The sequence below is a fragment of the Rhizobium sp. NZLR1 genome (assembly GCF_017357385.1).
Classification (GTDB): Bacteria; Pseudomonadota; Alphaproteobacteria; order Rhizobiales; family Rhizobiaceae; genus Rhizobium.
The window spans coordinates 442,266-464,837 of the sequence record NZ_CP071634.1 but is presented as its reverse complement, the minus strand read 5'-3'; the positions used below and the strand labels follow the sequence as shown (position 1 = coordinate 464,837).

General features: G+C 62.7%; 21 protein-coding genes and 1 pseudogene. 21 read left to right on the top strand and 1 reads right to left on the bottom strand.

The window, feature by feature from the left end:
• Nucleotides 1–53: 53 nt before the first annotated feature.
• The 15 genes and pseudogenes from J3O30_RS28795 (at nt 54) to J3O30_RS28725 (ending at nt 15,901) form a co-directional block, all read left to right on the top strand.
• Nucleotides 54–1,331 carry an L-fuconate dehydratase gene (locus tag J3O30_RS28795; protein WP_207585391.1) on the top strand — a complete coding sequence of 426 codons (1,278 nt, stop codon included), beginning with the start codon at nt 54–56 and terminating at the stop codon, nt 1,329–1,331.
• 245 nt (nt 1,332–1,576) lie between these two features.
• A complete protein-coding gene (locus tag J3O30_RS28790; RefSeq protein ID WP_207585390.1) occupies nt 1,577–4,156 on the top strand; it encodes a caspase family protein in 2,580 nt (859 codons plus the stop codon).
• Between the two features lie 23 nt (nt 4,157–4,179).
• Entirely contained in the window at nt 4,180–4,803 is a 624-nt protein-coding gene (locus tag J3O30_RS33430; protein ID WP_246762884.1) for a tail fiber domain-containing protein, read from the top strand.
• Nucleotides 4,804–4,820: 17 nt separating this feature from the next.
• Nucleotides 4,821–6,083, top strand: coding sequence for an isoprenylcysteine carboxylmethyltransferase family protein (locus J3O30_RS28780; protein ID WP_207585639.1), 1,263 nt, complete (start codon nt 4,821–4,823; stop codon nt 6,081–6,083).
• A gap of 163 nt (nt 6,084–6,246) precedes the next feature.
• Nucleotides 6,247–6,354, top strand: a pseudogene (locus tag J3O30_RS28775) (transposase); the annotation flags it as partial.
• A gap of 154 nt (nt 6,355–6,508) precedes the next feature.
• Nucleotides 6,509–7,327, top strand: coding sequence for an SDR family NAD(P)-dependent oxidoreductase (locus J3O30_RS28770; protein WP_207585389.1), 819 nt, complete (start codon nt 6,509–6,511; stop codon nt 7,325–7,327).
• 45 nt (nt 7,328–7,372) lie between these two features.
• A complete protein-coding gene (locus J3O30_RS28765; RefSeq protein WP_207585388.1) occupies nt 7,373–8,707 on the top strand; it encodes an ABC transporter substrate-binding protein in 1,335 nt (444 codons plus the stop codon).
• Between the two features lie 126 nt (nt 8,708–8,833).
• On the top strand, nt 8,834–9,565 hold the full coding sequence (locus J3O30_RS28760) for an ABC transporter ATP-binding protein (RefSeq protein ID WP_207585387.1): 732 nt from the start codon (nt 8,834–8,836) through the stop codon (nt 9,563–9,565).
• Entirely contained in the window at nt 9,562–10,290 is a 729-nt protein-coding gene (locus tag J3O30_RS28755; protein ID WP_207585386.1) for an ABC transporter ATP-binding protein, read from the top strand. Before J3O30_RS28760 ends, J3O30_RS28755 begins: the two co-directional genes overlap by 4 nt.
• Entirely contained in the window at nt 10,277–11,134 is an 858-nt protein-coding gene (locus J3O30_RS28750; protein ID WP_207585385.1) for a branched-chain amino acid ABC transporter permease, read from the top strand. Before J3O30_RS28755 ends, J3O30_RS28750 begins: the two co-directional genes overlap by 14 nt.
• 4 nt (nt 11,135–11,138) lie before the next feature.
• The gene (locus tag J3O30_RS28745; RefSeq protein WP_311043793.1) at nt 11,139–12,188 is read left to right on the top strand and encodes a branched-chain amino acid ABC transporter permease; all 1,050 of its coding nucleotides are present in this window, start codon (nt 11,139–11,141) and stop codon (nt 12,186–12,188) included.
• On the top strand, nt 12,185–13,198 hold the full coding sequence (locus tag J3O30_RS28740; RefSeq protein ID WP_207585384.1) for an alcohol dehydrogenase catalytic domain-containing protein: 1,014 nt from the start codon (nt 12,185–12,187) through the stop codon (nt 13,196–13,198). Before J3O30_RS28745 ends, J3O30_RS28740 begins: the two co-directional genes overlap by 4 nt.
• A gap of 24 nt (nt 13,199–13,222) precedes the next feature.
• Nucleotides 13,223–14,002, top strand: a complete 780-nt coding sequence (locus tag J3O30_RS28735) for an alpha/beta hydrolase (RefSeq protein WP_207585383.1) — start codon at nt 13,223–13,225, stop codon at nt 14,000–14,002.
• A gap of 61 nt (nt 14,003–14,063) precedes the next feature.
• On the top strand, nt 14,064–15,290 hold the full coding sequence (locus J3O30_RS28730; RefSeq protein WP_207585382.1) for an acyl-CoA dehydrogenase family protein: 1,227 nt from the start codon (nt 14,064–14,066) through the stop codon (nt 15,288–15,290).
• Nucleotides 15,287–15,901 carry a flavin reductase family protein gene (locus J3O30_RS28725; protein ID WP_207585381.1) on the top strand — a complete coding sequence of 205 codons (615 nt, stop codon included), beginning with the start codon at nt 15,287–15,289 and terminating at the stop codon, nt 15,899–15,901. Before J3O30_RS28730 ends, J3O30_RS28725 begins: the two co-directional genes overlap by 4 nt.
• Nucleotides 15,902–15,937: 36 nt before the next feature.
• On the opposite strand, the gene J3O30_RS28720 is transcribed toward J3O30_RS28725, so the two are convergent.
• Nucleotides 15,938–16,888: a LysR family transcriptional regulator gene (locus J3O30_RS28720; protein ID WP_207585380.1), complete on the bottom strand. Its 951-nt coding sequence runs from the start codon at nt 16,886–16,888 to the stop codon at nt 15,938–15,940.
• Nucleotides 16,889–16,968: 80 nt separating this feature from the next.
• Here J3O30_RS28720 and J3O30_RS28715 point away from each other — a divergent pair, with 80 nt between their 5' ends.
• The 6 genes from J3O30_RS28715 to J3O30_RS28690 all read left to right on the top strand — a co-directional run bounded on the left by J3O30_RS28715 (nt 16,969) and on the right by J3O30_RS28690 (nt 22,572).
• Nucleotides 16,969–17,829 carry a dioxygenase gene (locus J3O30_RS28715; RefSeq protein ID WP_164012378.1) on the top strand — a complete coding sequence of 287 codons (861 nt, stop codon included), beginning with the start codon at nt 16,969–16,971 and terminating at the stop codon, nt 17,827–17,829.
• Nucleotides 17,826–18,890, top strand: a complete 1,065-nt coding sequence (locus J3O30_RS28710; protein WP_207585379.1) for a maleylacetate reductase — start codon at nt 17,826–17,828, stop codon at nt 18,888–18,890. The genes J3O30_RS28715 and J3O30_RS28710 overlap by 4 nt, the downstream gene beginning before the upstream one ends.
• 24 nt (nt 18,891–18,914) lie before the next feature.
• Nucleotides 18,915–20,192: an ABC transporter substrate-binding protein gene (locus J3O30_RS28705; protein WP_207585378.1), complete on the top strand. Its 1,278-nt coding sequence runs from the start codon at nt 18,915–18,917 to the stop codon at nt 20,190–20,192.
• A gap of 90 nt (nt 20,193–20,282) precedes the next feature.
• Nucleotides 20,283–21,002, top strand: a complete 720-nt coding sequence (locus J3O30_RS28700; RefSeq protein WP_207585377.1) for an ABC transporter ATP-binding protein — start codon at nt 20,283–20,285, stop codon at nt 21,000–21,002.
• On the top strand, nt 21,002–21,712 hold the full coding sequence (locus J3O30_RS28695; RefSeq protein ID WP_207585376.1) for an ABC transporter ATP-binding protein: 711 nt from the start codon (nt 21,002–21,004) through the stop codon (nt 21,710–21,712). Before J3O30_RS28700 ends, J3O30_RS28695 begins: the two co-directional genes overlap by 1 nt.
• Nucleotides 21,709–22,572 (top strand): branched-chain amino acid ABC transporter permease, encoded by an 864-nt coding sequence (locus tag J3O30_RS28690; RefSeq protein ID WP_207585375.1) that lies wholly within the window; start codon nt 21,709–21,711, stop codon nt 22,570–22,572. The genes J3O30_RS28695 and J3O30_RS28690 overlap by 4 nt, the downstream gene beginning before the upstream one ends.

Below are 22,572 nucleotides of genomic sequence, written 5' to 3'. Positions count from 1 at the left end.
TGCGGCCGGCAGTCGTGCCGGCCGATCGGGCTATTGCAATTGGGAGAACAACCATGACCCGCATCACCGACCTTCGTGTCTTCGATCTCCGCTTTCCCACCTCGCAAAGCCTGGATGGGTCGGATGCGATGAACCCCGATCCGGATTATTCGGCCGCCTATGTCATTCTCGACACCGATGCGTCTGATCTTGCCGGCCATGGCCTGACCTTCACCATCGGCCGCGGCAACGATATTTGCTGCATGGCGATCGAAGCGATGCGCCATCTCGTGGTCGGCGCCGACCTCGGCGACGTGCTCGCCCATCCCGGAAAATTCTGGCGACATCTGACCAGCGATAGCCAGTTGCGCTGGATCGGCCCGGAAAAGGGCGCCATTCATCTGGCAACCGGCGCCGTCGTCAACGCCGTCTGGGATCTGCTTGCCAAACAGGCGGGAAAGCCCGTCTGGCGGCTCGTCGCCGAGATGTCGCCTGAGGAGATCGCCGATATCGTCGATTACCGCTATCTCACCGACGTGCTGACGCGTGAGGAGGCCGTCGAGATCCTCAAGCGCGCCGAGGCAGGCAAGGCCGAACGTATCGCCATCCTCGAAAAAGAGGGCTACGCCTGCTATACGACCTCGGCGGGCTGGTTGGGTTATGAGGACGAAAAGCTGCGGCGCCTCTGCAAGGAGGCGATCGACGCCGGCTTCAACCATATCAAGATGAAGGTCGGCCGCGACCTGGACGACGATATCCGCCGCTTGAGGATCGCCCGCGAGGTGATCGGTCCCGATCGTTACTTGATGATCGACGCCAACCAGGTGTGGGATGTCGGCCAGGCGATCGACTGGGTCAAGGCGCTTGCCCCGGCCAAGCCCTTCTTCATCGAGGAACCGACAAGCCCCGATGACATTGCCGGCCACCGCAAGATCCGCCAGGCGATCGCGCCGGTGAAGGTCGCGACCGGCGAGATGTGCCAGAACCGCATCATGTTCAAGCAGTTCATCGCCGAAGGCGCAATCGACATCGTCCAGATCGATTCCTGCCGCATGGGCGGGCTGAACGAGGTTCTCTCCGTGCTGCTGATCGCCGCCAAGTTCGGCCTGCCGGTCTGGCCGCATGCCGGCGGCGTCGGCCTCTGCGAATATGTGCAGCATCTGTCGATGATCGACTACATCGCGGTATCCGGCACCAAGGAAGGCCGCGTCATCGAATATGTCGATCACCTGCACGAACACTTCCTCGACCCCTGCCGGATCGAGAGCGCGGCCTACATGCCGCCGACCTTGGCGGGCTTCTCCATCGAGATGAAACCAGCCTCGATCAGCAACTATACGTTTCGGAGCTAAGGAAACTTCGCCGGCGCTGACGTATCCACTGCCGGTGGCAGGATAAAATTCCTGATTCGACAGTCTTTCCTGCCGATAATGGGCTTCCAATCTGAGGGGACTGCTCCAATTCACTTGGAGGCGGACGAAGCTTGCTTTTTTTAGCAGTGAGGAATATTTTCAAACGATGAATGCGGAGGGGGCCTAGCACCAGTAGGCCAGCAAATTTTATTGAACTTAAACAATAGAATGTTTGCGATCGAGCCATGCCCAAGTTCCACAATGCCTGGAGACTATGCGCTTATCTGCTGACCGTGGCGGCAATACTGCTGTCGATCGGCGTCGCGCATGCCGCCATCACGCAAGAGAGCGGCCGCCGCGTCGCCCTCGTCATCGGCAATTCGGTCTATAAGACGCTGCCTTCGCTTCCCAACCCCGCCAATGATGTCGAAGAGGTCGCAGCCACGTTGCGGGCGGCCGGTTTCGACGTGACGATCGGCATCAATGTCGATCGCATCGGGCTCGAGGATACGGTGCGCCGCTTCCTGCGTTCGACCAGCAATGCCGAGGCAGGGCTGATCTATTATTCGGGCCACGGCATCCAGGTGGGCGGGCAGAATTTCATCGTGCCGGTCGATGCGACCTTGGAAACGCCCTATGACGTCGAGACGCAGACCATGCCGCTCGACCTCATCCTGAACCATCTCAAGCAGAATTCGCGGGTGCAACTGATCTTCCTCGATGCCTGTCGCAACAATCCGTTCAACGCTCAGAAATTCTGGATGGCGGAAAAACTGGAACCGGTCGGCGCCACCCGCGGGCTTGCGCGCATCGACAGCGATCTCGGCAGCCTGATCGCCTTTTCCACGGAACCCGGCCAGGTGGCGCTCGATGGCACCGGGGCGCTGAGCCCCTATTCCGAATCCTTCATCAAACGCGCCAGCGAACCCAATAAGGAAATCCGCCAGGTGCTGACCGATGTGCGCCGCGACGTCATCGCCATGACCGGCGGCAAGCAGGTCCCCTGGGAAAACTCCTCGCTGATGGACAGCTTCTATTTCATTCCGGCGCCGCCGCCGCCAAGCGTCGAGTCGATGCAGCAGGTGAGCGTGCCGGAAGGTGCTGCCGCCACCAAGCTGCCGATCGCCCCGCCGCATGACGAAACCGGCTCGACGCTGCTCGTCACCCTGACCCAACTTCCCCAGACCGGCAAACTCACCTTCGACGGCAAGCCGGTCGAGCAGGGCGCCAAGATGCCCGCCGCGGCGCTGACGGCGCTGACCTATGATTCCTCAGGTGTTACCGCCGGAACCGTCGGCCTGATCGGTTACACCGTGAGTGATCCCTATGGCCAGGCGACGCAGGGCGTCGTCGCGATCACCGTCTCGGCGGATGCCGGCGCCAAACTCGCCCAGCTCGAACAGCAAAAACAGGTGCGGCTTGCCGATGCCGACGCCTATCTGAAGACCCTGTCGCGCGACGTCGGCACGACGATCGGCGTCGGCCCCGTCGCGGCCAGCCTGCCGGTCGTGCCGGCATCGGCGGCGGAAATGACCTTCAAGGTTGCAGCCCTACCCGACAAGGGCACGCTGCGCGCCGGAGACCGGGTCATCGGGCTCGGCCATGTGCTTGAGGCAGCCGATATTCCGGGCCTTTCCTACGAGCCGCAGATCGGCACGGAGAATCAGCCTTTCGCCCTGACGCTGCAGGCCGCCAACGACGATCTGCCGCCCGCCACCGTCACCTTCAAGCCGGTGCTCGACGCCTGCGACACCGCAGCCGCCGCACCCCTCGACCTGCAGGGCGTGACCGCAGGCAAGCTGCCGAACGAAATCGACCCCGATGATGCCCTGCCGGCCTGCACCGAGGCGATAAAGGCCTATCCCGAGGTGGCCCGCTTCGTCTACCAGCTCGGCCGCGCCCAGCTTGCCAACCGCGACACCAAGACGGCTTTCGCAACGATCAAGAAGGCGATGGATGCCGGGCATGTCCGGGCAATCTACGAATTGTCGAGCCTTTACGAGTCCGGCGCCTCCGTTCCGCGCGATGCAACCAAGGCAAGCGAGATCGCCAAGGCTGGTGCGGCCAAGGGCGATCCCTTTGCCCTGCACAGCTACGGCAAGGCCCTCTACTACGGCCGCGGCACCAAGGCCGATCAGCAGCTGGGATTACGCTTGATGCTGCAGGCCGCCGATCTCGGCCATACCTACGCGATGAACGAGCTCGGCTATATCTTCCTGAACGGCGTCAACGTTCCGGCTGATCCGGAGCGCGGCATCCGCTTCTACGAAGCCGGCGTCCAGCGCAACGACATCTATTCGCTGAACAATCTTGCGCTCGTCTACCGTTTCGGAAAAGGCGCCCCGGAGGATCTCCCGAAAGCGCTCGACCTTTTCACGCGGGCTTCAGAGGGCGGTCAACCCTATGCCCCGACTAATCTCGGGCGCATGTACCGCGACGGCATCGGCGTTGCCGCGGACAAGGCGGAAGCTGCGAAGTGGCTGGAGATGGGCGCCGAACGTGGCGACTATTGGGGTGCACTCGACCGCGCGATACTGGCGAAGGAAGACGCTGCGGACGCTGACAACCTGGTAACGGCGGCCCGTTATTTCGCGCTGGCGACCGCCGTCAACATGCCAGGCAGTGGCGATCCGAAGAACCAGGCAAAGGCGGCGCTCAAGGCCTTGCCGAATGCCGCCAAGAAGAAAGTGGAGGAGACCTTTGCCGCCGAGCTGACCGCTCAGGAACAAAAGGCGCTTCCAAAAACCAAATCGCTCGATGACAGGCTCGTTCAGCTCGCCAAGGCGACATGGGTAAAGCGAAATCCGAGGTACGATCTCTTCTAAACGGCGATCCGGGGGCGCCCTACATGACAAGAAAGCTCATCATCCGTGTTCTGCTTTGCTCGACCTTCCTTGCAGGTTCAGGCGCAATCTTGCAGAGTTGCATCTTCGACCCTGGCGCCAAGACGCTATTCGCCAGTGAGGAGCCCGCCAGGAACGTTACGCCTGGCAGGAAAACCACGCCCGCCGTTAGAAAAGTGGCCGTAAATAGCAATCAACCGGCTTTCGCCCGCTCCGAGAACAGTTCCAGTGGGAATTCCAGCTCTGGCGGCGGCATGGGCGGCGGCTCTGGTTCCAGCAGCTCTTCCAGTTCAAGCAGTTCATCGAGCTCCTCGGGTACCTCGTGGTCTGATCGCCGCCTGAAGACCGATATCCGCCGCCTTGGCACTTCGGCTGAAGGTATTCCAATCTATGCTTTCCGTTACATCTGGGGCGGGCCGATGTTCATCGGCACGATGGCGCAGGACCTGTTGACGATCAGACCCGATGCGGTCATCGCTACCGGATCGGGCTATTACATGGTCGATTATGACAAGCTCGACCTTGCGATGATCTCAGTGCCGGAAGAGCGGTCACCGTTCACAGTTGAAGCAGCGTTGGCGCAGGCGGTGAAGGCGGCGCGGAAACGCTCCGTCCAGCCGGCAATGTGATCGAGAAAGCCGAGCGCGTGCCGATATCGGAGGACAGGGATACCCTCACCAGGAGTCCCCTGGTCACTCAAGCTGCGACCCTTGCCGGCGTTCTCGTCGGCATTGCGCTCGCGACCTATCTGCGGCTTGATCCTGGCAAGGCGATGGCGCTTTCGGTCCTCTGTCTTCTCCTGGCGTGGATCGTCGTCGACGGCACACCGGCTGCGCGCCGGGCCTGGGCATTGCGAGAGAGGCGGCATGAGGCTCCCGCCGCTTCCTGGCGGCGCATCGGAACCAAGATTGTCGGACTCGCCGCGCTTTTGGGTGCGGTCGTCATCGCCTGTTCCATCTTTCCGTTTTTCACGCAGTCGTCGGCGGTTCGATGGTTCATCGAGGCCGGCCATACGGCCATCCCCATCTCCATCGCTCTTGTCGGCGCCACCATTCTTTACGTCGCGGTCACCGATCTCGTCGCCGAGGAGCCCGACGATTATCTCAACCAGGTCGGCCGTGCGGTGCTGATGCAGGATTTTCGCGAAGAAGACGTGCTGTTCGCATTGCGGCTGCTCGCGATCAAATGCTTCTTCCTCGTGCTGATGTTTTCAAGCGGCATAGCCGCACTTTCCGATCTTGCCGAAAAGCCGGCCTGGCTGTTTCCCTCACTTTCAGCCGCCTGGTTCGAAGGCTTGCTGCGGCTCGTCTTGCTTCTCGACGTCATCCTGGCGGCCGGCGGCTACATCGCCACCTTCAAGCTTTTCGGATGGCATGTCCGGGCGACGGAGACGACGGCGCTCGGCTGGCTCGTCTGCCTGATCTGCTATGAGCCGTTCTTCCCGGTGATTTCGCATGCCTTCGTGCCTTATGGCGACGGACCGGGTTGGGAGAGCATTATCCAGGAGGGGTCGGTGGTCTTCATCCTCTGGAGCGTCGCGACGCTGTTCTGCACGGTTATCTACGTCTGGGCGACCGTCGCCTTCGGACCGCGATTTTCCAACCTGACCCATCGCGGCATCATCACATCAGGCCCCTACCGCTTCATCAAACATCCGGCCTATGTCTCGAAGAACATCGCCTGGTGGCTGTTTGCGTTTCCGAGCTTCATCGCCAGTGGCCTGGCCGAAGGACTTGCGCGGGCTGGCATGCTGGCGATCATCAGTCTTATCTATTTGCTGCGCGCCCGCGCCGAAGAGCGCATGCTGAGCCGAGATCCCGCCTATCGGGACTATGCCGAGAACGTCGCGGCGCATCGGCTTTTGGCGATGGCCAAGCGGCGGCTGGCGCCTGCGGCGCCGCGTGTCTGAAAGACGCGCAAAGGACGTAGGCCAGGGGGAGATCGGCGAGCTCTGCCCCTTGCATGTTCAATTCGCACTAATTGTTAGATGATTGGTCCGGCCGTCCTCGCGTTTTCCTGAACAGATGATGGGGAGCCAGTCCCGCATGCAAGGCAAGGTTCCGTTCTGCCCGTTCCTGGAAGAGGGCCGGGCTGCGATTGACAACAACGCGGCTGAACGGGCACTGCGCCCAACAGGCGTTGGAAGACGCAATTGGCTCTTCGCGGGAGCCGACAAAGGCTCATTGCTTTTCTCAGCCGATAACCCGCCGTAGATCGCAGTAAACCTGGCTCCAGACCCCTAGCTTCCATAACACATAGACATATTAAACTTGAAAAGAATTATTAAAGCACGGGTCGTTCGCTGTTAGCCTTCTCGAAGTGGGAGGAGACAGAATGGCGACATTGCGAGAAATGTTCGACGTTCGTGGCAAGTCGGTGATTGTCACCGGCGGTGCCAGCGGCATCGGCCGTGCATACGCGGAGGTCATGGCGGACAATGGCGCGCGCGTCTGCATATTCGACCTGAACGCGGCAACGCTGGAAACGGTAGTTGCCGAAATCAAGGCCAATGGCGGTGACGTCTGGGGGCAGGTCGTCGACGTTTCCGACAGACCCCGAATGAGCGACGCTTTCGACACCGTGGCCGAACGGCATGGGCGGATCGACGTGGTCTTCGCCAATGCCGGCATCGACCCCGGCCCGGGCTTCCTGTCGACCGAAGGCGGACGCATTCCAGAAGGCGCTATCGACGCGCTGGACGACGCACAATGGGATCGTGGCATCGAGGTCAACCTCACATCGGTCTACACGACAGTCAAGAATTCTGCCCGGCACATGAAGAAATCGGGCGGCGGCAGGATCATCGTCACGTCCTCGATCGCGGCACAGATCAACGAGGCGATCGTCGGCACGTCCTATATGCCCGCCAAGGCGGGCGTCGACCATTTCGTCCGTCAGATGGCAATGGAACTGGGCATGTTCGGCATCCTCGTCAACTGCATATCGCCTGGGCCCTTCATGACCAACATCGCCGGCGGTCGGCTAAAGATTCCCGCGGACCGCAAGGCTTTCGAGGAGCAATCGCTGATCGGGAGGATCGGCGACACTGAGGACATCAAGGGCCTTGCACTCTATCTGGCATCGCCATGCTCGTCTTACGTCACCGGCAGCCAGATCGTCATCGATGGCGGCGCGATGAACCGCATCAAGTGATGTGATCGCCAGCCAGGGAGGAACGGCCGGCTGTCACCAATACGCATGCAGACGACAAATCACCAAAGGGAGGAGCCGAAGGTGGACCTGAATACGAAAATCATAAGACCATCACGCCGGACCGTGCTGAAGGGCATCGGTGCCGGCTTGGCCGCATCGGCGCTCGGAGCACCCATGATTGCCCGCGCGCAATCGGCCGGCACGATCAAACTCGGCTTCGTAACGCCGGCGACCGGTCCGCTTGCGCTGTTCGGCGAAACCGACGGCTGGGCGGCAGACAAAGTCAAGGCCTTGCTCAAGGATGGCCTGGAGACAGCAGCCGGCAAGTTCGATGTCGAAATCCTGATCCGTGACAGCCAGTCCGATCCGAACCGCGCGGCCGAAGTCGTTGGCGACCTCATCCTGAACGATGGCGTGCATCTGCTGCTGCCCGCATCGACCACCGACACCGTCAGCCCCTCGGCCGACCAGGCGGAACTCAACGAGTGCCCGTGCCTTTCGACCGGCGCGCCGTGGCAGGCGGTGATCTTCCCGCGCGGCGGCCAGAAGGCGCCGTTCAACTGGACCTATCATTTCTTCTGGGGCCTCGATGAGGCGCTCAACACCTTCGTTGGCCTGTGGAATACGCTAGACACCAACCGCAAGGTAGGCTTGCTGTTTCCGCAGAATGCGGACGGCGAGACCTGGGGTAACAACGATTACGGTCTGCCAGTGCCGACCAAGAAGGCCGGCTTCGAGATCACCGTCCCGGGCTTTTTCCAGCCGCGCACCAACGACTATTCCGCACAAATCGCCGCCTTCAAGGCTGCCGGATGCGAGATCGTCGGCGGCATCACCTATCCTGACGACCTCAAGACCTTCATCAACCAGTGCGCCCAGCAAGGATACAAGCCCAAGGCCGTCACCGTCGCGGCGGCACTCCTTTTCCCGGGCGGCGTGCAGGCACTCGGCCCGCTCGGCGACGGCATGTCGTCGGAAGTGTGGTGGACGCCTGCCTTCCCCTTCAAATCGACGTTGACCGGACAAGTGAGCCGCGACATCGCCGACCAATGGGAGAGCGAAACCAAGAAGCAGTGGACGCAGCCGCTCGGCTACAGCCATGCGATCTGGGAAGTCGCGATCGATATTCTCAAACGCTCGTCCAACCCCCTCGACCGCACCGCCAACCGTGATGCCATGGTGGCAACGAAACTCGACACGCTGATCGGCAAGGTCGATTTCTCCAGCGGCCCGCACAAGAACGTCTCGACGACGCCGATCTTCGGCGGCCAGTGGGTCAAGGGTGAGAAATGGCCCTATGACCTGAAGATCGTCGACAACACCGTCAACAAACTGTTCGAACCCGAACAGAAAATAAAGGTGATCCCCTGGGCGAGCTAAGCCTGGACACGTCGGGCGGGCCACATTGACCAACGAGGTCGCCCGGCGACCTGCAAGACCAGGCCGAATGCATGAAAACCGGAGGGGCGGGCGTGTTTCTACGCCTGCTCCAACCGGGAGCGGAGGATGCTATTGGACGGCGTATTGCTAGAAGCGAGAGGATTGAGCAAATCCTTCGGCGCCTTGCGCGTCCTGCAGGACATCAGCTTCGATGTCCGGCGTGGCGAGGTGCTGGGCATCCTCGGCCCCAACGGGGCGGGAAAGACCACGCTTTTCAATCTGATCAGCGGTGACCTTAGGAACGATGCCGGCGAGCTCGTGTTCGCCGGACAGCGCCTCGTCGGCCAGCCGCCTCATGTGCGCTGCAAGATCGGCATCGGCCGCACATATCAGATCCCACGCCCCTATGTCGGCATGTCGACATTCGAAAATCTGCTCGTCGCGGCGACATTTGGCGGCGGCCGCAGCGAGGCCCAGAGCTATGCACTCTGTGCCCGGATTCTCGGCGACTGCGAGCTTTCCGACAAGGCCAACCGCTCGGCGGGCTCGCTGACGCTGCTCGACCGCAAGCGGCTGGAGCTGGCCCGCGCGCTGGCGTCGAGTCCGAGTTTGCTGCTGCTCGACGAAATCGCCGGCGGGTTGACCGACGAGGAGGGCAAGGCGCTGGTGCAACTGATCCGACGCATCCGCGACCGTGGCGTGACGATCGTCTGGATCGAGCATGTGCTGCATGCGCTACTCGCGGTGGCAGACCGGATCATGGTGCTGAATTTCGGCGAGAAAATCGCTGAGGGCCTGCCAGACGAGGTCATCAAGAACCCCGAAGTACGACGTGTCTACATGGGGATCGAGGCATGACCAAAACGCTTCTGTCCACGCACCAGCTCAAGGCCCGCTATGGTGATTTCCAGGCGCTCTACGGCGTGGATCTCGAAATCGCCGAGGGAGAGATCGTGGCCCTGATCGGCGCAAACGGCGCCGGCAAATCCACCCTGCTGAAATCGATCATGGGCCTCATCAAAGTGGCACCCGACATGGTGTGTCTCGACGGCCGCCCGGTTGGTGGCAGCAAGCCGCATAGCATGGTGGCCGATGGCGTGGCGATCGTGCCAGAGGGTCGCCGGCTCTTCGCCGGGATGTCCGTCCTCGACAATCTGCGCGTGGCGATCGACCATGCCGCCCCGGGACATGGCGAGGTCTGGACGATCGAGCGCGTCTACGCGCTGTTTCCGATCCTCAAGGAAAAGCAGGCAGTGCCTGTGCAATCCCTGTCCGGCGGTCAGCAGCAGATGGTCGCCATCGGGCGTGCGCTGCTCAACCAACCTCGCTTGCTGCTTTGCGACGAGATCAGTCTTGGCCTGGCGCCGAAGGTCGTCAAGGAAATCTATCAATCCATCCCCGCGATCTCGAGGAATGGCACCGCCGTCGTGCTGGTCGAGCAGGACGTCGGTCTCGCCAAATCGGCCTCCGACCGGCTCTACTGCATGCTGGAAGGCCGCGTGACCCTGACCGGCCGGTCGGCGGACATGTCCCGCGAGGAGATCGGCGAAGCCTATTTCGGAGCATCCCATGCAGTGGCTTGACGGACTGGTCCAGGGCATTCTGCTCGGCGGCCTCTATGCGCAATATGCGCTCGGCATGGCGCTGATGTTCGGCGTTATGCGCGTGGTGAACATCACGCATGGCGATCTGATGATCCTGCTGGCATTGATCGGGATCAGCCTCGCCTCGACCTTCGGGCTCGGCCCGTGGGCGGTGCTGGTGGTGCTGGTGGCGCTCGGCGGCATCATCGGCATAATCCTGCAGCGGCTCATTCTCGATCGAGTGGTCGGCGCAGACCCGCTGCCGTCGCTAATCGCGACCTTCGGCCTGTCGACCGCGCTGCAGAATGCGATGTTGCAGGTGTGGTCGGCGGACACCCGCTCGCTGCCGAGCGGCGGCATTGCCCAGGCTTCCTTCCAACTCGGGCCGCTCTTCGTCGGCGTGCTGCCCGTTATCGTGCTGATCACCGCGACCGTACTGACGGCGGGGTTGGCAACGACGATGCAATATACCCGCTTCGGCCGTTCGTTGCGCGCAGCGTCGGCCGATGTCGAGGCAGCGGCAATGACCGGCGTCAACCCAAAAAACGTTTATGCCGGCGCCACCGCGCTGGCGGTCGCCATACTTGGCTTTGCCGCCGTGTTTCAGTCGATGCGCTCAACGGTGTCGCCCGCCGATGGCGCCTTCCAACTGATCTACGCCTTCGAAGCGGTGATCATCGGCGGCATGGGCTCGATCTGGGGTGCCTTCATCGGTGCCATGGTGCTCGGCATCAGCCAGTCGTTCGGCTTCCGCATCGATCCCGGCTTCGGCATCCTGGCCGGCCATCTCGTTTTCCTGCTCATTCTCGCGTTGCGGCCGCAGGGCCTTCTCGGAAAGGATTGAGACCGTGACCCAAGCGATCGCAACCGCTCCCGCTCCAGGCCCGACCGATGCCATGGATCTTCCGCCGGTCCGGGTCCAGCGCCAGACCATGTCGGGCATCATCGCAATGGGCCTCGGCATCGTATTGCTCTTTGCTGTTGCCTCGATGCCGCTTTGGGCCAGCCAGGGCCTGATCCGAGACGTGGTGGAACTGTGCTGCTACATTGCCGTGGCGCAGATGTGGAACTTGCTGGGAGGGTATGCCGGCCTGGTGTCGGTCGGCCAACAAGTCTTCGTCGGCGTCGCCGCCTACATGATGTTCGTGATGGCCCAGCTCTGGGGCATCAATCCCTTTGTTGCCGTTGTGCTGGCGATGATCGCGCCGGCCTTGCTCGCCATCCCCACCTATGGCCTGCTGCACCGGCTCGACGGACCCTATTTCGCGATCGGCACGTGGGTCGTGGCCGAGGTGGTGCGGCTGGCGACCTCCGTATTCGGCTACGTCAATGCCGGCGCTGGCATGAGCCTGCGCGTCATGACCACCTATTCCCCGACCGAACGCGCCGTGGGTGTATCCCTGCTCTGCGCGCTGATGCTGCTGATGACGGTCGGCGGCAGCTACCTACTGCTGCGCTCGCGTTACGGCTTGGCCTTGATCGCCATGCGCGACAATCCTGTCGCCGCAGCAAGCCAGGGCGTCAATGTCAGCCGGTTGCGCTTCCTGATCTGGGTGGCTGCAGCCGTCGGTACGGGCCTTGCGGGCGCCATCTATTTCATGGCCCAGCTGCGCATAACACCACCCTCAGCCTATGATCCTAACTGGGCCAATATCGCAATTTTCATCGTCATGGTCGGCGGGCTGGGATCGCTGGAAGGCGTGCTGATCGGCGCGCTGATCTACTTCTTCGCCGAGCGTTGGTTCGGCGAATATGGCGCGACCTATCTCGTGGTCCTCGGCCTTATGACCCTGTTCATGGCGCTCTTCGCCCGCGGCGGCATCTGGGGCCTGATCTGCAAGGTCGTCGACGCCCCCTGGTTCCCAACACGACGGCGCCTGATGGAGGACCGGACATGAAGGCTGTGCTTTTCGATAGTGTCGGACTGCCTTTAACAGTCGGCGAACGCCCGGTGCCGGAGCCGGCTGATGATGAGGTCCTGCTCAAGATCGCCGCCTGCGGCATCTGCGGCTCCGATCTCCACATGACCGAGGACCCCAAAACCTTCGGCCTCAAGCAATATGACGTACTCGGCCATGAATTTGCCGGCGAGGTCGTAAGCTGCGGCAGCGCCGTCGCCACGCTCAGGCCGGGCGACCGGGTGGCCGTGACGCCGATGCGTGGTTGCGGCCATTGCGACAGCTGCAAGCGTGGCGAGCCGGCCTGGTGCGCCGAGATGCGGCTGATCGGCGGCGGCTATGCCGAATTCACCACCGTGGCGGCGCGCCAGTGCCGCATACTTCCCGACGACCTGCCGATATCGGAGGGCGCGCTGGCCGAGCCGGTCGCCGTGGCGCTTCATTGCGTCATGCGCTCTGGCCTGAAACCCGGCGACCGCGTGCTGATCCTTGGCGCGGGGCCGATCGGCCTGCTCGTCGCCTTCTGGGCGCGCCGGCATGGTGCGCGCGAGGTCATCGTCGCCGATATCAACCGACATCAGGAAGAGCGCGCGGCGGCCATCGGCGCGACTGGTTTTGCCCTGTCTGGTCCCGGTCTCGCGGAGGAGTTCCGGAGCAAGAGCAGCGGCGAGCCCGACATTGTCTTCGAATGCGTGGGCAAACGCGGCCTGATCGATTTCGCCTGCAAACTGGTCCGGGTCCACGGAACCGTGGTCGGCGTCGGCCTCTGCGTCGGCGGTGACGACTGGGATCCGTTCGCGGCGCTGTCGAAGGAAATCCAGCTCATCTTCGCGGTGTTCTTCAACATGACCGAGTTCGAGACCGCGCTCGCGGCACTCGAGCCGGGCCGCTATCGCCCGCAAGCGTTGATCACCGACCGGATCGGTTTCGGCGAAGTGCCCGAGACCTTCGAGGCACTCAAGCGCCGGACGACGCAGTGCAAGGTGCTGATCGCCGCCGACGCGGCCTGACAGATTGTATGAGGAGGATATTCAATGGAATTTGAAACTCTGACCCAGGATATAGACGGCGTCCGAACGGTGGTGAAGGCGATCGGTCGCGGCCCCGCGGTGCTAGCGCTGCATGGCGCGGCCACGCTCGAGGGCCATGAATGGGCGCGCGGGCTGGCGGATCGGTTCCGCGTTTACCTTCCCTTCCATCCCGGATTCGGCGAGAGCGGCGAGGCGCCGCATATTGCCGGCATGCAGGACATGGTGGTCCATAACCTCCATCTCGTCAAAGCGCTCGGCCTCGACCGGCCGCATCTGGTCGGACATTCCATGGGTGGCTGGATGGCGGCCGAAATCGCCGCCGTCTCTGGCGAGCAGTTTGGCAAGCTGGTGCTGAACGCCCCGGCCGGCCTCAATCACACGGACCATCCCGGCACCGATCTTGGCGCGGTCCCGCCGCAGGAATTGCCTGGATATCTGGCCCACAATGTCGAAGTCGCGGCGCGCTATTTCCCCGGCGGTTCGGAATGCCCCTCGGTCGAGGATTTCGTCGCGGCACGCGAAAAGGAAGGCCCGGCGCTCGGCAACATTCTCAAGGGGCATGGTTTCGGTCACCCCAACCTCGGCCGTTGGTTGAGCCGGATTCCGAATGAGACACTTATCGTCTGGGGCGACAAGGACCGCATGCTGCCGGCCTCGCAGGCGCCGATCTGGGAAAAGAGCATTCCCAATGCGCTGACGCTCATCATCAAGGAGGTCGGCCATTTCGCTATGCAGGAAGATCCGCGCACCGTCACTGCCATCGGCGACTTCCTCGCCGGGTGAAACCAAAGGAGCGGCGCCGTCAGGCGGGCTTTATGATCAGGTCTATCAAGGAGGAATTGTCATGAATGCACTAATCAAGCACGCATCAGGCTACTGGGGCACGAAGACGGACTTCGCGTCCCTCCTGGCCCATGTCGACAAGGTCGGCCCGATCCTCGACAAGAATTCCGAGGAAAATGAAAAGCTCGGCCGCCTCAACGAGGAGACCTTCGAGGCGCTCAAGCCGCTGAGGATGAGCCATGTCTTCGCCGGCGAGGATATCGGTGGTGCGCAGCTGTCGCCGACCCAGGGACTTCAGCTCATTGAAGCCATCACCTATCACAGCGGCGCGGCCGGCTGGATCTCGATGGTGCACACCTGCATCGGCGCGATGTCGGCGGCCTTCCTGCCCGATACGGCGATCGGCCGCCTGTTCGACGGCAAGACCGATAACCGGTTTTCCGGCCAGGGCACGCCGACGGGCATGCTGAAGAAGGTTGATGGCGGTTATCGGCTGAACGGCAAATGGGCCTATGCCAGCGGCATCTACCACGCTACCTATACCCATACGGCAGCGCTGCTCGACGATGGAAACGGTCACCCGGCGAAGGACGAGAAGGGCAACGTGATCGTGCTCTGCGCCCATGCGCCAGTCGGAGAGCACGAGTTGCTCGGGAACTGGAATTCACTCGGCCTACAGGCGACGGGCAGCATCGACTATGCCGCCAACGATGTCTTCATTCCTGACGACATGGTGTTCCCGATCCTGACCGCCGAGCCGCAGCGTATGAAGGAATTCTTCAGCCTCGGCGTCGTCGGCCTCGCTGCCATAGGCCATTCCGGGTGGGCGATCGGTGCGGCACGTCGCATGCTTGATGAAGCCGCCAAATATGCCAAGACCAAGACTGGCCGTGCCGGCATGCTCGGCGAGAGCGATAAGTTCTGGTTCGATTTCGGCCGCGCGGAAGCCCGAGTCCGCGCCGCCCGCGCCCTCCTGTTCGAGGTCTGGCGCGACGTGGAGGCCTCGATCGAAGCCGGCAACCGCATGACGACCCGCCAGATAAGCCTTGTGCATCTCGCCAAGTCCGAAGTGCATGAGGGCGGCGTCGATGCCTGCCATTTCGTCTACCGCGCGCTCGGCGGCGCTTCGTTGCGTTACGGCGTGATGCAGCGGATCTATCGCGAGATGCTGACGGCGGCGAACCATTTCACGATCAATCCCAACATCGTCGCCGCCGCCGGCCGCGACATTGCCGGCGTGTGGAGCGATCGCGTCTGGCAGTTCTACGACCTGATCGAGAAGAAATGAGCGCGGCCGCGAGAGGCATGCCGGGCAAGGTGGCGGCCGCCGAAACGGGTGCCGCTGGCGGTGGCCAAGGCATCACCGAAGCCTTCATGGCAGCGTTCCGGCATCACCCGTCGGGCGTGGCGATCATCACGGCCGATGCGGGCGAAGGTCCGGTGGCGCTGACGGTGAGCTCACTGATCTCGATCAGCGCGGTGCCGCCCATGGTGGCCTTTTCGCTCTCGGCATCCTCGTCGAGTGCGAAAGTGGTGGAGCGGGCGGCATCGGTGGTCGTCCACTTCGTTCGCCGCGCCGACATGCAGCTCGCCCGGCTCTGTGCGACATCGGGCAGAGATCGCTTCGGGCCAGATGTTCAATGGGCTCGGCTCGAAGGCGGCGAGCCCTATTATCCTCAGGTCGAGCTCTGGTTCCGGGCCGAACTTCGAGGTCGGCTGGAGACGCCGGGGGCATGTCTGGTCACGGCTGAGCTGACATCGGTCTCGCCCGGTGCACATGCCACGCGGCAGGCCGAGGCCCTGGTCTACGCCAACCGTGCCTGGCACGGCCTCGGTCCGGTGGTCGACACCGTCGCGGCACCGGTCATGCTGTGGCCGGACGATTCGGCGACATTCTGATATTCGGCGTGGCGGCACCCGCCGCCAGCCACGAATTCACATCCCCCAGATCACGGACTGTTCGTGGCGCTTGATCAGATGCCTCAGATTCTCAAAACTTTTGCGAATATGCGTCGAGAACGCCTCGATAGCCGGTGCGCCCACGTCTCCTGTGCGCCTGAGCAAGCCGAGCGCGCGTTCCGGATGCGGGATGTTGACCGGCAGGGCGGTGATCGCCTTGTCGTTGCGATAGGCGAAAACCACGCTGTGCGGCAGGATGGTGAGCGCGTCACTCTCCTTCATGTAGTTGATCGCGCTGGTCAGCGACCCGCCAGCATAGCGGATCTTGGTCTCCGTTGCGCCGAGCGAGAGAACGAGGCTGCGCAGGTCGGCAAGCAGCGGACTGCCGGGCGGCGGCGCTATCCAGGGATACTCAAGCAAATCGGACCCGGTCAGCTTGCGCTTGAGCAAAAGCGGATGGGTAAGTCGGCAGGCCACGACGTTCCGGCCCGGCAGCAATTCCTGGAAACGCATCCCCGATCCCTCGTCGAGCATATCGATCGGGCAGATGGCGAGGTCGATGCGGTCGGCGACGATCGCCGCGCGCAACTCGGGAAGATAGTCATAACTCTGTTCGATACGGACTTCGGGAAAATCGTTCTGGAAACCGGCGATCATGCCTGCGATGAGCGCGTCCATGAAGAACGGCGTGCCGCCAACGCGCACGAGCCCTGTCCGGCCGTGCCGGAAGCCTTCGACCAACGCGGACGCCTTGCGCGACGCCATGAGCATGGCCTGGCCGTGGTCTGCCAGGGCCCGGCCGAGCGGCGTCGGCTGAAGTGGCCTTCGGCCTTTGATGAACAATGGCTCGCCGAGCCGCTTTTCCAGCATAGCAAGCGTGCGCGACACTCCCGGCTGGCTAAGCCCCAGCAGCGTCGCACCTTCGGTCACGCCTCCTGCCTGGACGACCGCCGCAAGTTGCACCAGATGTCGCTCGTCGATCTTCATAACAAATACGCATACAAATCACGAAAAAAATTATCAAGCATTCAGTTCCGGGCTGCTAAGTTATCGTCATGGGAGGAGTCATGCCAGATATAACGTTCAGCGAGCGCAATTCTGCGCAGCTTGTGGCCGAGCGGCTCGACAAGCATGCGGAGGGGCCTCTGCAAGCTTTCATGGTATCCTTCATAGAACACCTGCACGAGCTCATCCGCGAGACGCGTCCGACCCATGCCGACTGGCGACGGACGGTGGAATTCCTCACCGAGGTTGGTCACGCCAGTGATGGACGGCGGCAGGAATGGGTGCTGCTTTCGGACCTTTTGGGGGTCACCGCGCTCATCGAGGAGATCAATACCCGCCGGCCGAAGAGCGCAACGCCCAATACGGTGCGCGGGCCGTTCTATCGTGCCGACGCACCCCGATTAGCGCTCGACTCCAATATCTCGCTCGACGGCGTCGGCCCCGTTCTGGCGGTGGCCGGCCATGTACAGGATCTCGATGGGCAGCCCGTCGCGGGTGCCACGATCGAGACCTGGCAAGCCAACAATGAAGGCTACTACGAGAACCAGCAACCGGACCAACAACCCGAATTCAATCTTCGCGGCGTGTTCACAGCCGACACCAAAGGCGATTTCCGCTACAAGACAGTCCGGCCGGGCGGCTATGCCGTGCCCTGCGACGGGCCGGTTGGCCAGATGCTTGGCGGCCTTGGCTTTCCACTCCGGCGCCCCGCACATCTGCACTTCCTGATCAAGGCGGATGGCTTCGAGACGATCAGCACGCATGTCTATGACGGCGGCGATGCAAACCTCGCCCGTGATGCCCTGTTTGGCGTCAAGGAAGAGCTGATCGGCGAGTTCAAGCCATCAGGCAAAGGCGAGAGTTCAACACTCGACTTTACCTTCGTCATGGTGAGGGCGAAGAAAGGACGTGGCGCGACATGACGCTGTCGTTCAGCTACCAGGGAAGTCCTGCACGCATTGTCTTCGGCAACGGAGCGAGCGCGGATGTGGGCAAATGGGTCGAGGCGCTAAATTGCCGGCGCGCGCTGGTGCTCTCGACGTCGCATCAGGCGGCGGATGCGCAGGCCCTGTCGACGCGGCTGGGTTCGCTCTCGGTCGGCACGTTCACCGATGCGGCCATGCATACGCCGGTCGAGGTTACCGAGCGCGCCGTCGCGCGCGCGGCCGAGGCCGCCGCGGATTGCATCGTATCGCTCGGCGGCGGTTCGACCACCGGGCTCGGCAAGGCGATTGCCTATCGCACCGATATCCAGCAAATCGTCGTGCCGACGACGTATGCCGGTTCCGAAGTGACGCCGATCCTTGGCCAGACGGAGAACGGCGTCAAGACCACCGTGCGCAGCCCGAAAATCACACCCGAGGTCGTCATCTACGACCCGGAGCTAACACTCGGCTTGCCCGTCGGCATGAGCATCACCAGCGGCCTGAACGCCATCGCGCACGCCGCCGAAGGGCTCTATGCGCCGGACCGCAACCCGATCACGTCAATGATGGCCATCGACGGGATGCGGGCGCTCAAGGAAGCGCTGCCTGCTATTATCGAAAGCCCGCGTGACAGTTCAGCCCGCGAGAAAGCACTTTACGGTGCGTGGCTTTGCGGCACTGTGCTCGGCCAGATCTCGATGTCGCTACATCACAAGATCTGCCACACATTGGGCGGCAGTTTCGACACGCCGCATGCGGAGACGCATTCGATCATGCTGCCGCACACGATCGGCTTCAATGCATCAGCCGTGCCGGAACTGATGAAGCCGATCTCGGACATTTTCGGTGGCGGCACGCCCGGGCAGGCGCTTTACGACTTCGCGAAATCAATCGGCTCGCCGAAGGCGCTCAGGGATTTCGGCCTCAGCGAGGCTGATCTGGACCGCGCGGCCGAGATCGCCACCAGAAGTCCCTACTCGAACCCGCGGCCGATCGATCATGGATCGATCCGCGCGCTCTTGCAGGACGCATGGAGCGGACACCGTCCGCCATATTGAATTCTTTTGGGAGGAGGAAGGCATATGTTTACGAGACGTGATCTGCTGAAGTCTGCCGCCGCAACTGGAGCAGTGGCGGCGACCTCAGGGCTGACCATGCCGGCCATCGCACAGGGTGCCCCCATCAAGCTTGGCTATGTCAGCCCGCAGAGCGGCCCGCTGGCCGCCTTCGCCGAAGCCGACAAGTTCATCATTGACGGCTTCATGGCGGCGACCAAGGCCGCCGGACTGAATTACGAAGTCGTGGTAAAGGACAGCCAGTCCAACCCGAACCGCGCCGCCGAAGTCGCTAAGGAACTGATCGTCACCGACGAGGTGCATGCGGTGCTGGTCGCGTCGACGCCCGAGACGACCAACCCGGTGGCGACGACCTGCGAGGCCGAGGAAGTGCCCTGCATCTCGACCATGGCGCCGTGGCAGCCCTGGTTCATCGGCCAGCAGGCCAATCCGGGTGACCCGTCGTCGTGGAAGCCGTTCAACAGCGCCTTCCACTTCTTCTGGGGCCTTGAAGACGTCATCGCCGTCTATACCAACATGTGGGGCCAGGTGACGACCAACAAGAAGGTCGGTGGCCTATTCCCCAATGACGGCGACGGCAATGCCTGGGGTGACAAGCAGGTTGGCTTCCCGCCGGTCCTGGACAAGCTCGGCTATACGCTCAACGACCCCGGCCGCTACCAGAACCTGACTGACGATTTTTCCGCGCAGATCAACGCCTTCAAGTCGGATGGCGACGAGATCATCACCGGCGTGATGATCCCGCCGGACTTCACCACTTTCTGGAACCAGGCGCAGCAGCAGGGCTTCAAGCCGAAGGTCGCCTCCATCGGTAAGGCTATCCTGTTCCCTCAGGCGGTCGAGGCGCTCGGCAAGAACGGCCACAACCTCTCGAGCGAAGTCTGGTGGTCGGCAAGTCATCCGTTCAAGTCATCGCTGACCGGCCAGAGCTCCAAGGATCTTGCGGACGGCTTCACAGCGGCGACAAGTCGTCCCTGGACCCAGCCAATCGGCTTCATCCATGCGCTGTTCGAAGTGGCGGCTGACGTGATGAAGCGGGCCGATCCGAACGACAGCGCGGCCGTGATTTCGGCCATCGCCGCCACGAACCTCGAGACGATCGTCGGCAGGGTCGCCTGGGACGGCGCAAACGTACCGCCTTTCGCGACCAAGAACATCGCCAAGACTCCGCTTGTCGGCGGCCAGTGGCGCCTAAAGGACGGCGGCGGCTACGACCTCATCATCGTCGACAACCAGACGGCGCCGAATATCCCGATGGGCGGCAAGATGGAAGCCATCGCCTGAGCCAACGCCCAGGCGGTGGACCTACCGCGCGATGGCTCGGCGCTCAACCCCGGCCGCCAGTGCAACGGATGCCTGAAACCCGAGACCCTGATGCCCTTACTCGTGCTCGACCAGCTATCGAAAAGCTTCGGCGCCCTGAAAGTCGCCGACCGGGTTTCGTTTGCGCTGGAAAGTGGCGAGGCGCTCGGAGTGATCGGGCCGAACGGAGCCGGCAAATCTACCCTCTTCAACCTGATAACAGGCAACATTCGTGTCGACGCAGGCAGCATCCAGCTTGATGGCGTCGACGTGACGCGGCAGCCGCCGATGGCGCGATGTCTTGCCGGCATCGGCCGGACATTCCAGATCCCGCAGCCGTTCGAAAAGCTGACGGTCTTCGAGAACCTGCTGGTCGCAGCGGCCTTCGGCTCACGCAAGACCGAGCGCGAAGTCAGCGATCGATGCGTCGACATTCTCGTCAAGATCGGGCTTTACCCGAAGGCGAACCAGCCGGCGGGGACGCTTGGGCTGCTGCAGCGCAAGCGACTCGAACTCGCCCGGGCGCTAGCCACCGACCCCAAGATCCTGCTGCTCGACGAGATCGCCGGCGGCCTGACGGAAGGAGAATGTCAGGAGCTCGTCGAGACGATTCGGGAGATCCACGGCCGTGGCGTGTCGATCATCTGGGTCGAACATGTGCTGCATGCTCTGACTTCCGTGGTCAGCCGGCTCGTCGTGCTGCATTTCGGTCGGGTGATCGGCATCGGCGATCCCGACACCATCATGGCTTCGAAAGAGGTACGCGAAATCTATCTCGGGATCGAGGTCTAATGGCGGTGCTCGAGACACACGGCCTGACGGCCTTCTATGGCGACTTCCAGGCGCTGTTCGGTGTCGACATGATGCTGAACGAAGGCGAGACGGTGGCCGTGATCGGCGCCAATGGCGCCGGCAAGTCGACGCTACTGCGCTCGATCTCCGGGCTGATCCGCAATGCGCCAAACCATATCCGCTTTGCCGGCGCCGAGATCGGCGCGCTGTCCGCGCCCGACGTCGTGCGGCTCGGCATAGCCATGGTGCCGGAAGGCAGGCGCCTCTTTCCCTCGCTGTCGGTCGAGGAGAATTTGCTGATCGGCAAATACGGCCGCAGCGGCGACGGCACTTGGACACTGGATGCAATCTACGAGCTCTTTCCCGTGCTGAAGGAGCGGCGGCACAAGCCCGGCATGGCGCTTTCGGGCGGCCAGCAGCAAATGGTGGCGATCGGCCGGGGACTGATGTCCAATCCGCGGGTCCTGCTCTGTGACGAGGTGAGCCTTGGCCTCGCGCCCGTCGTGGTCAAGGACATCTATGCGGCCTTTCCCAAGATCCGCGCGACCGGCGCGGCAATCGTCATTGTCGAGCAGGATATCGGCCAGGCTCTGAAGGTGGCCGACCGGGTCTATTGCATGATGGAGGGACGGGTGACGCTGACGGGCACGCCGGCAACACTCAGCCGCGAGGATATCCACGCGGCCTATTTCGGAGCGCATGCGCGATGAGCTGGCTCGACACGATCATCCAGGGCATTCTGCTCGGCGGCCTGTACGCGCTCTTCGCGGCGGGACTGAGCCTCGTCTTCGGCATCATGCGGCTGGTAAATCTCGCGCATGGTGATCTGATCGTGCTGGCCGCTTTCCTGGTGCTGTTGCTGGTCTCTGCGCTTGGGCTCAATCCATTCCTTGCCGCCTTGGTGGCGCTGCCCGTGATGTTCGCACTCGGCTGGGCGCTGCAATTCCTCGTACTCAACCGCACACTTGGCGACGATATTCTGCCGCCGCTGCTGGTGACTTTCGGCTTTTCGATCGTCATCCAGAACGGGCTTCTCCAAGGCTTTTCGGCCGACAGCCGTCGCATCTCGGCGGGCGCGCTGGAAACGGCCTCGTTGCAGGTCGGGCCGATCAGCATCGGCACGATGCCGCTGCTCACCTTCCTTTCCGCCGTTGGCGTCATCGTGGCGCTCAACCTGCTGTTCTATCGCACCTCGCTCGGCCGCGCCTTCCGCGCCACGTCCGACGACAGCGCCACTGCTGGTCTGATGGGCATCCGGGCCGAACGGATTTTCGCGACCGCAACCGGCATCGCGATGATGGTCGTGACAATCGCCGCGCTCTATCTTGGCACTCGTGCGAATTTCGATCCGACCATGGGGCCGGCGCGGTTGATCTATGCCTTCGAGGCCGTGATCATCGGCGGGCTGGGGTCGTTCTGGGGTACGCTGGCCGGTGGCATCATCATCGGCGTGGCGCAGACGGTGGGTGCGGCGGTCAATCCGGAATGGCAGATTCTCGCCGGGCATGTCGCCTTCCTGCTGGTGTTGATCGTCCGGCCCCGCGGCCTCTTCCCTCGGGCGGTGGACTGA

Coding starts and splice junctions, on each gene's coding strand:
- J3O30_RS28720 (WP_207585380.1), bottom strand. CDS start 16,888: ATGAAGATCGACGAGCGACATCTGGTGCAACTTGCGGCGGTCGTCCAG.
- J3O30_RS28770 (WP_207585389.1), top strand. CDS start 6,509: ATGGCGACATTGCGAGAAATGTTCGACGTTCGTGGCAAGTCGGTGATT.
- J3O30_RS28695 (WP_207585376.1), top strand. CDS start 21,002: ATGGCGGTGCTCGAGACACACGGCCTGACGGCCTTCTATGGCGACTTC.
- J3O30_RS28765 (WP_207585388.1), top strand. CDS start 7,373: ATGCAGACGACAAATCACCAAAGGGAGGAGCCGAAGGTGGACCTGAAT.
- J3O30_RS28755 (WP_207585386.1), top strand. CDS start 9,562: ATGACCAAAACGCTTCTGTCCACGCACCAGCTCAAGGCCCGCTATGGT.
- J3O30_RS28705 (WP_207585378.1), top strand. CDS start 18,915: ATGTTTACGAGACGTGATCTGCTGAAGTCTGCCGCCGCAACTGGAGCA.
- J3O30_RS28735 (WP_207585383.1), top strand. CDS start 13,223: ATGGAATTTGAAACTCTGACCCAGGATATAGACGGCGTCCGAACGGTG.
- J3O30_RS28740 (WP_207585384.1), top strand. CDS start 12,185: ATGAAGGCTGTGCTTTTCGATAGTGTCGGACTGCCTTTAACAGTCGGC.
- J3O30_RS28790 (WP_207585390.1), top strand. CDS start 1,577: ATGCCCAAGTTCCACAATGCCTGGAGACTATGCGCTTATCTGCTGACC.
- J3O30_RS28715 (WP_164012378.1), top strand. CDS start 16,969: ATGCCAGATATAACGTTCAGCGAGCGCAATTCTGCGCAGCTTGTGGCC.
- J3O30_RS28760 (WP_207585387.1), top strand. CDS start 8,834: ATGCTATTGGACGGCGTATTGCTAGAAGCGAGAGGATTGAGCAAATCC.
- J3O30_RS28795 (WP_207585391.1), top strand. CDS start 54: ATGACCCGCATCACCGACCTTCGTGTCTTCGATCTCCGCTTTCCCACC.
- J3O30_RS28725 (WP_207585381.1), top strand. CDS start 15,287: ATGAGCGCGGCCGCGAGAGGCATGCCGGGCAAGGTGGCGGCCGCCGAA.
- J3O30_RS33430 (WP_246762884.1), top strand. CDS start 4,180: ATGACAAGAAAGCTCATCATCCGTGTTCTGCTTTGCTCGACCTTCCTT.
- J3O30_RS28730 (WP_207585382.1), top strand. CDS start 14,064: ATGAATGCACTAATCAAGCACGCATCAGGCTACTGGGGCACGAAGACG.
- J3O30_RS28700 (WP_207585377.1), top strand. CDS start 20,283: ATGCCCTTACTCGTGCTCGACCAGCTATCGAAAAGCTTCGGCGCCCTG.
- J3O30_RS28690 (WP_207585375.1), top strand. CDS start 21,709: ATGAGCTGGCTCGACACGATCATCCAGGGCATTCTGCTCGGCGGCCTG.
- J3O30_RS28710 (WP_207585379.1), top strand. CDS start 17,826: ATGACGCTGTCGTTCAGCTACCAGGGAAGTCCTGCACGCATTGTCTTC.
- J3O30_RS28750 (WP_207585385.1), top strand. CDS start 10,277: ATGCAGTGGCTTGACGGACTGGTCCAGGGCATTCTGCTCGGCGGCCTC.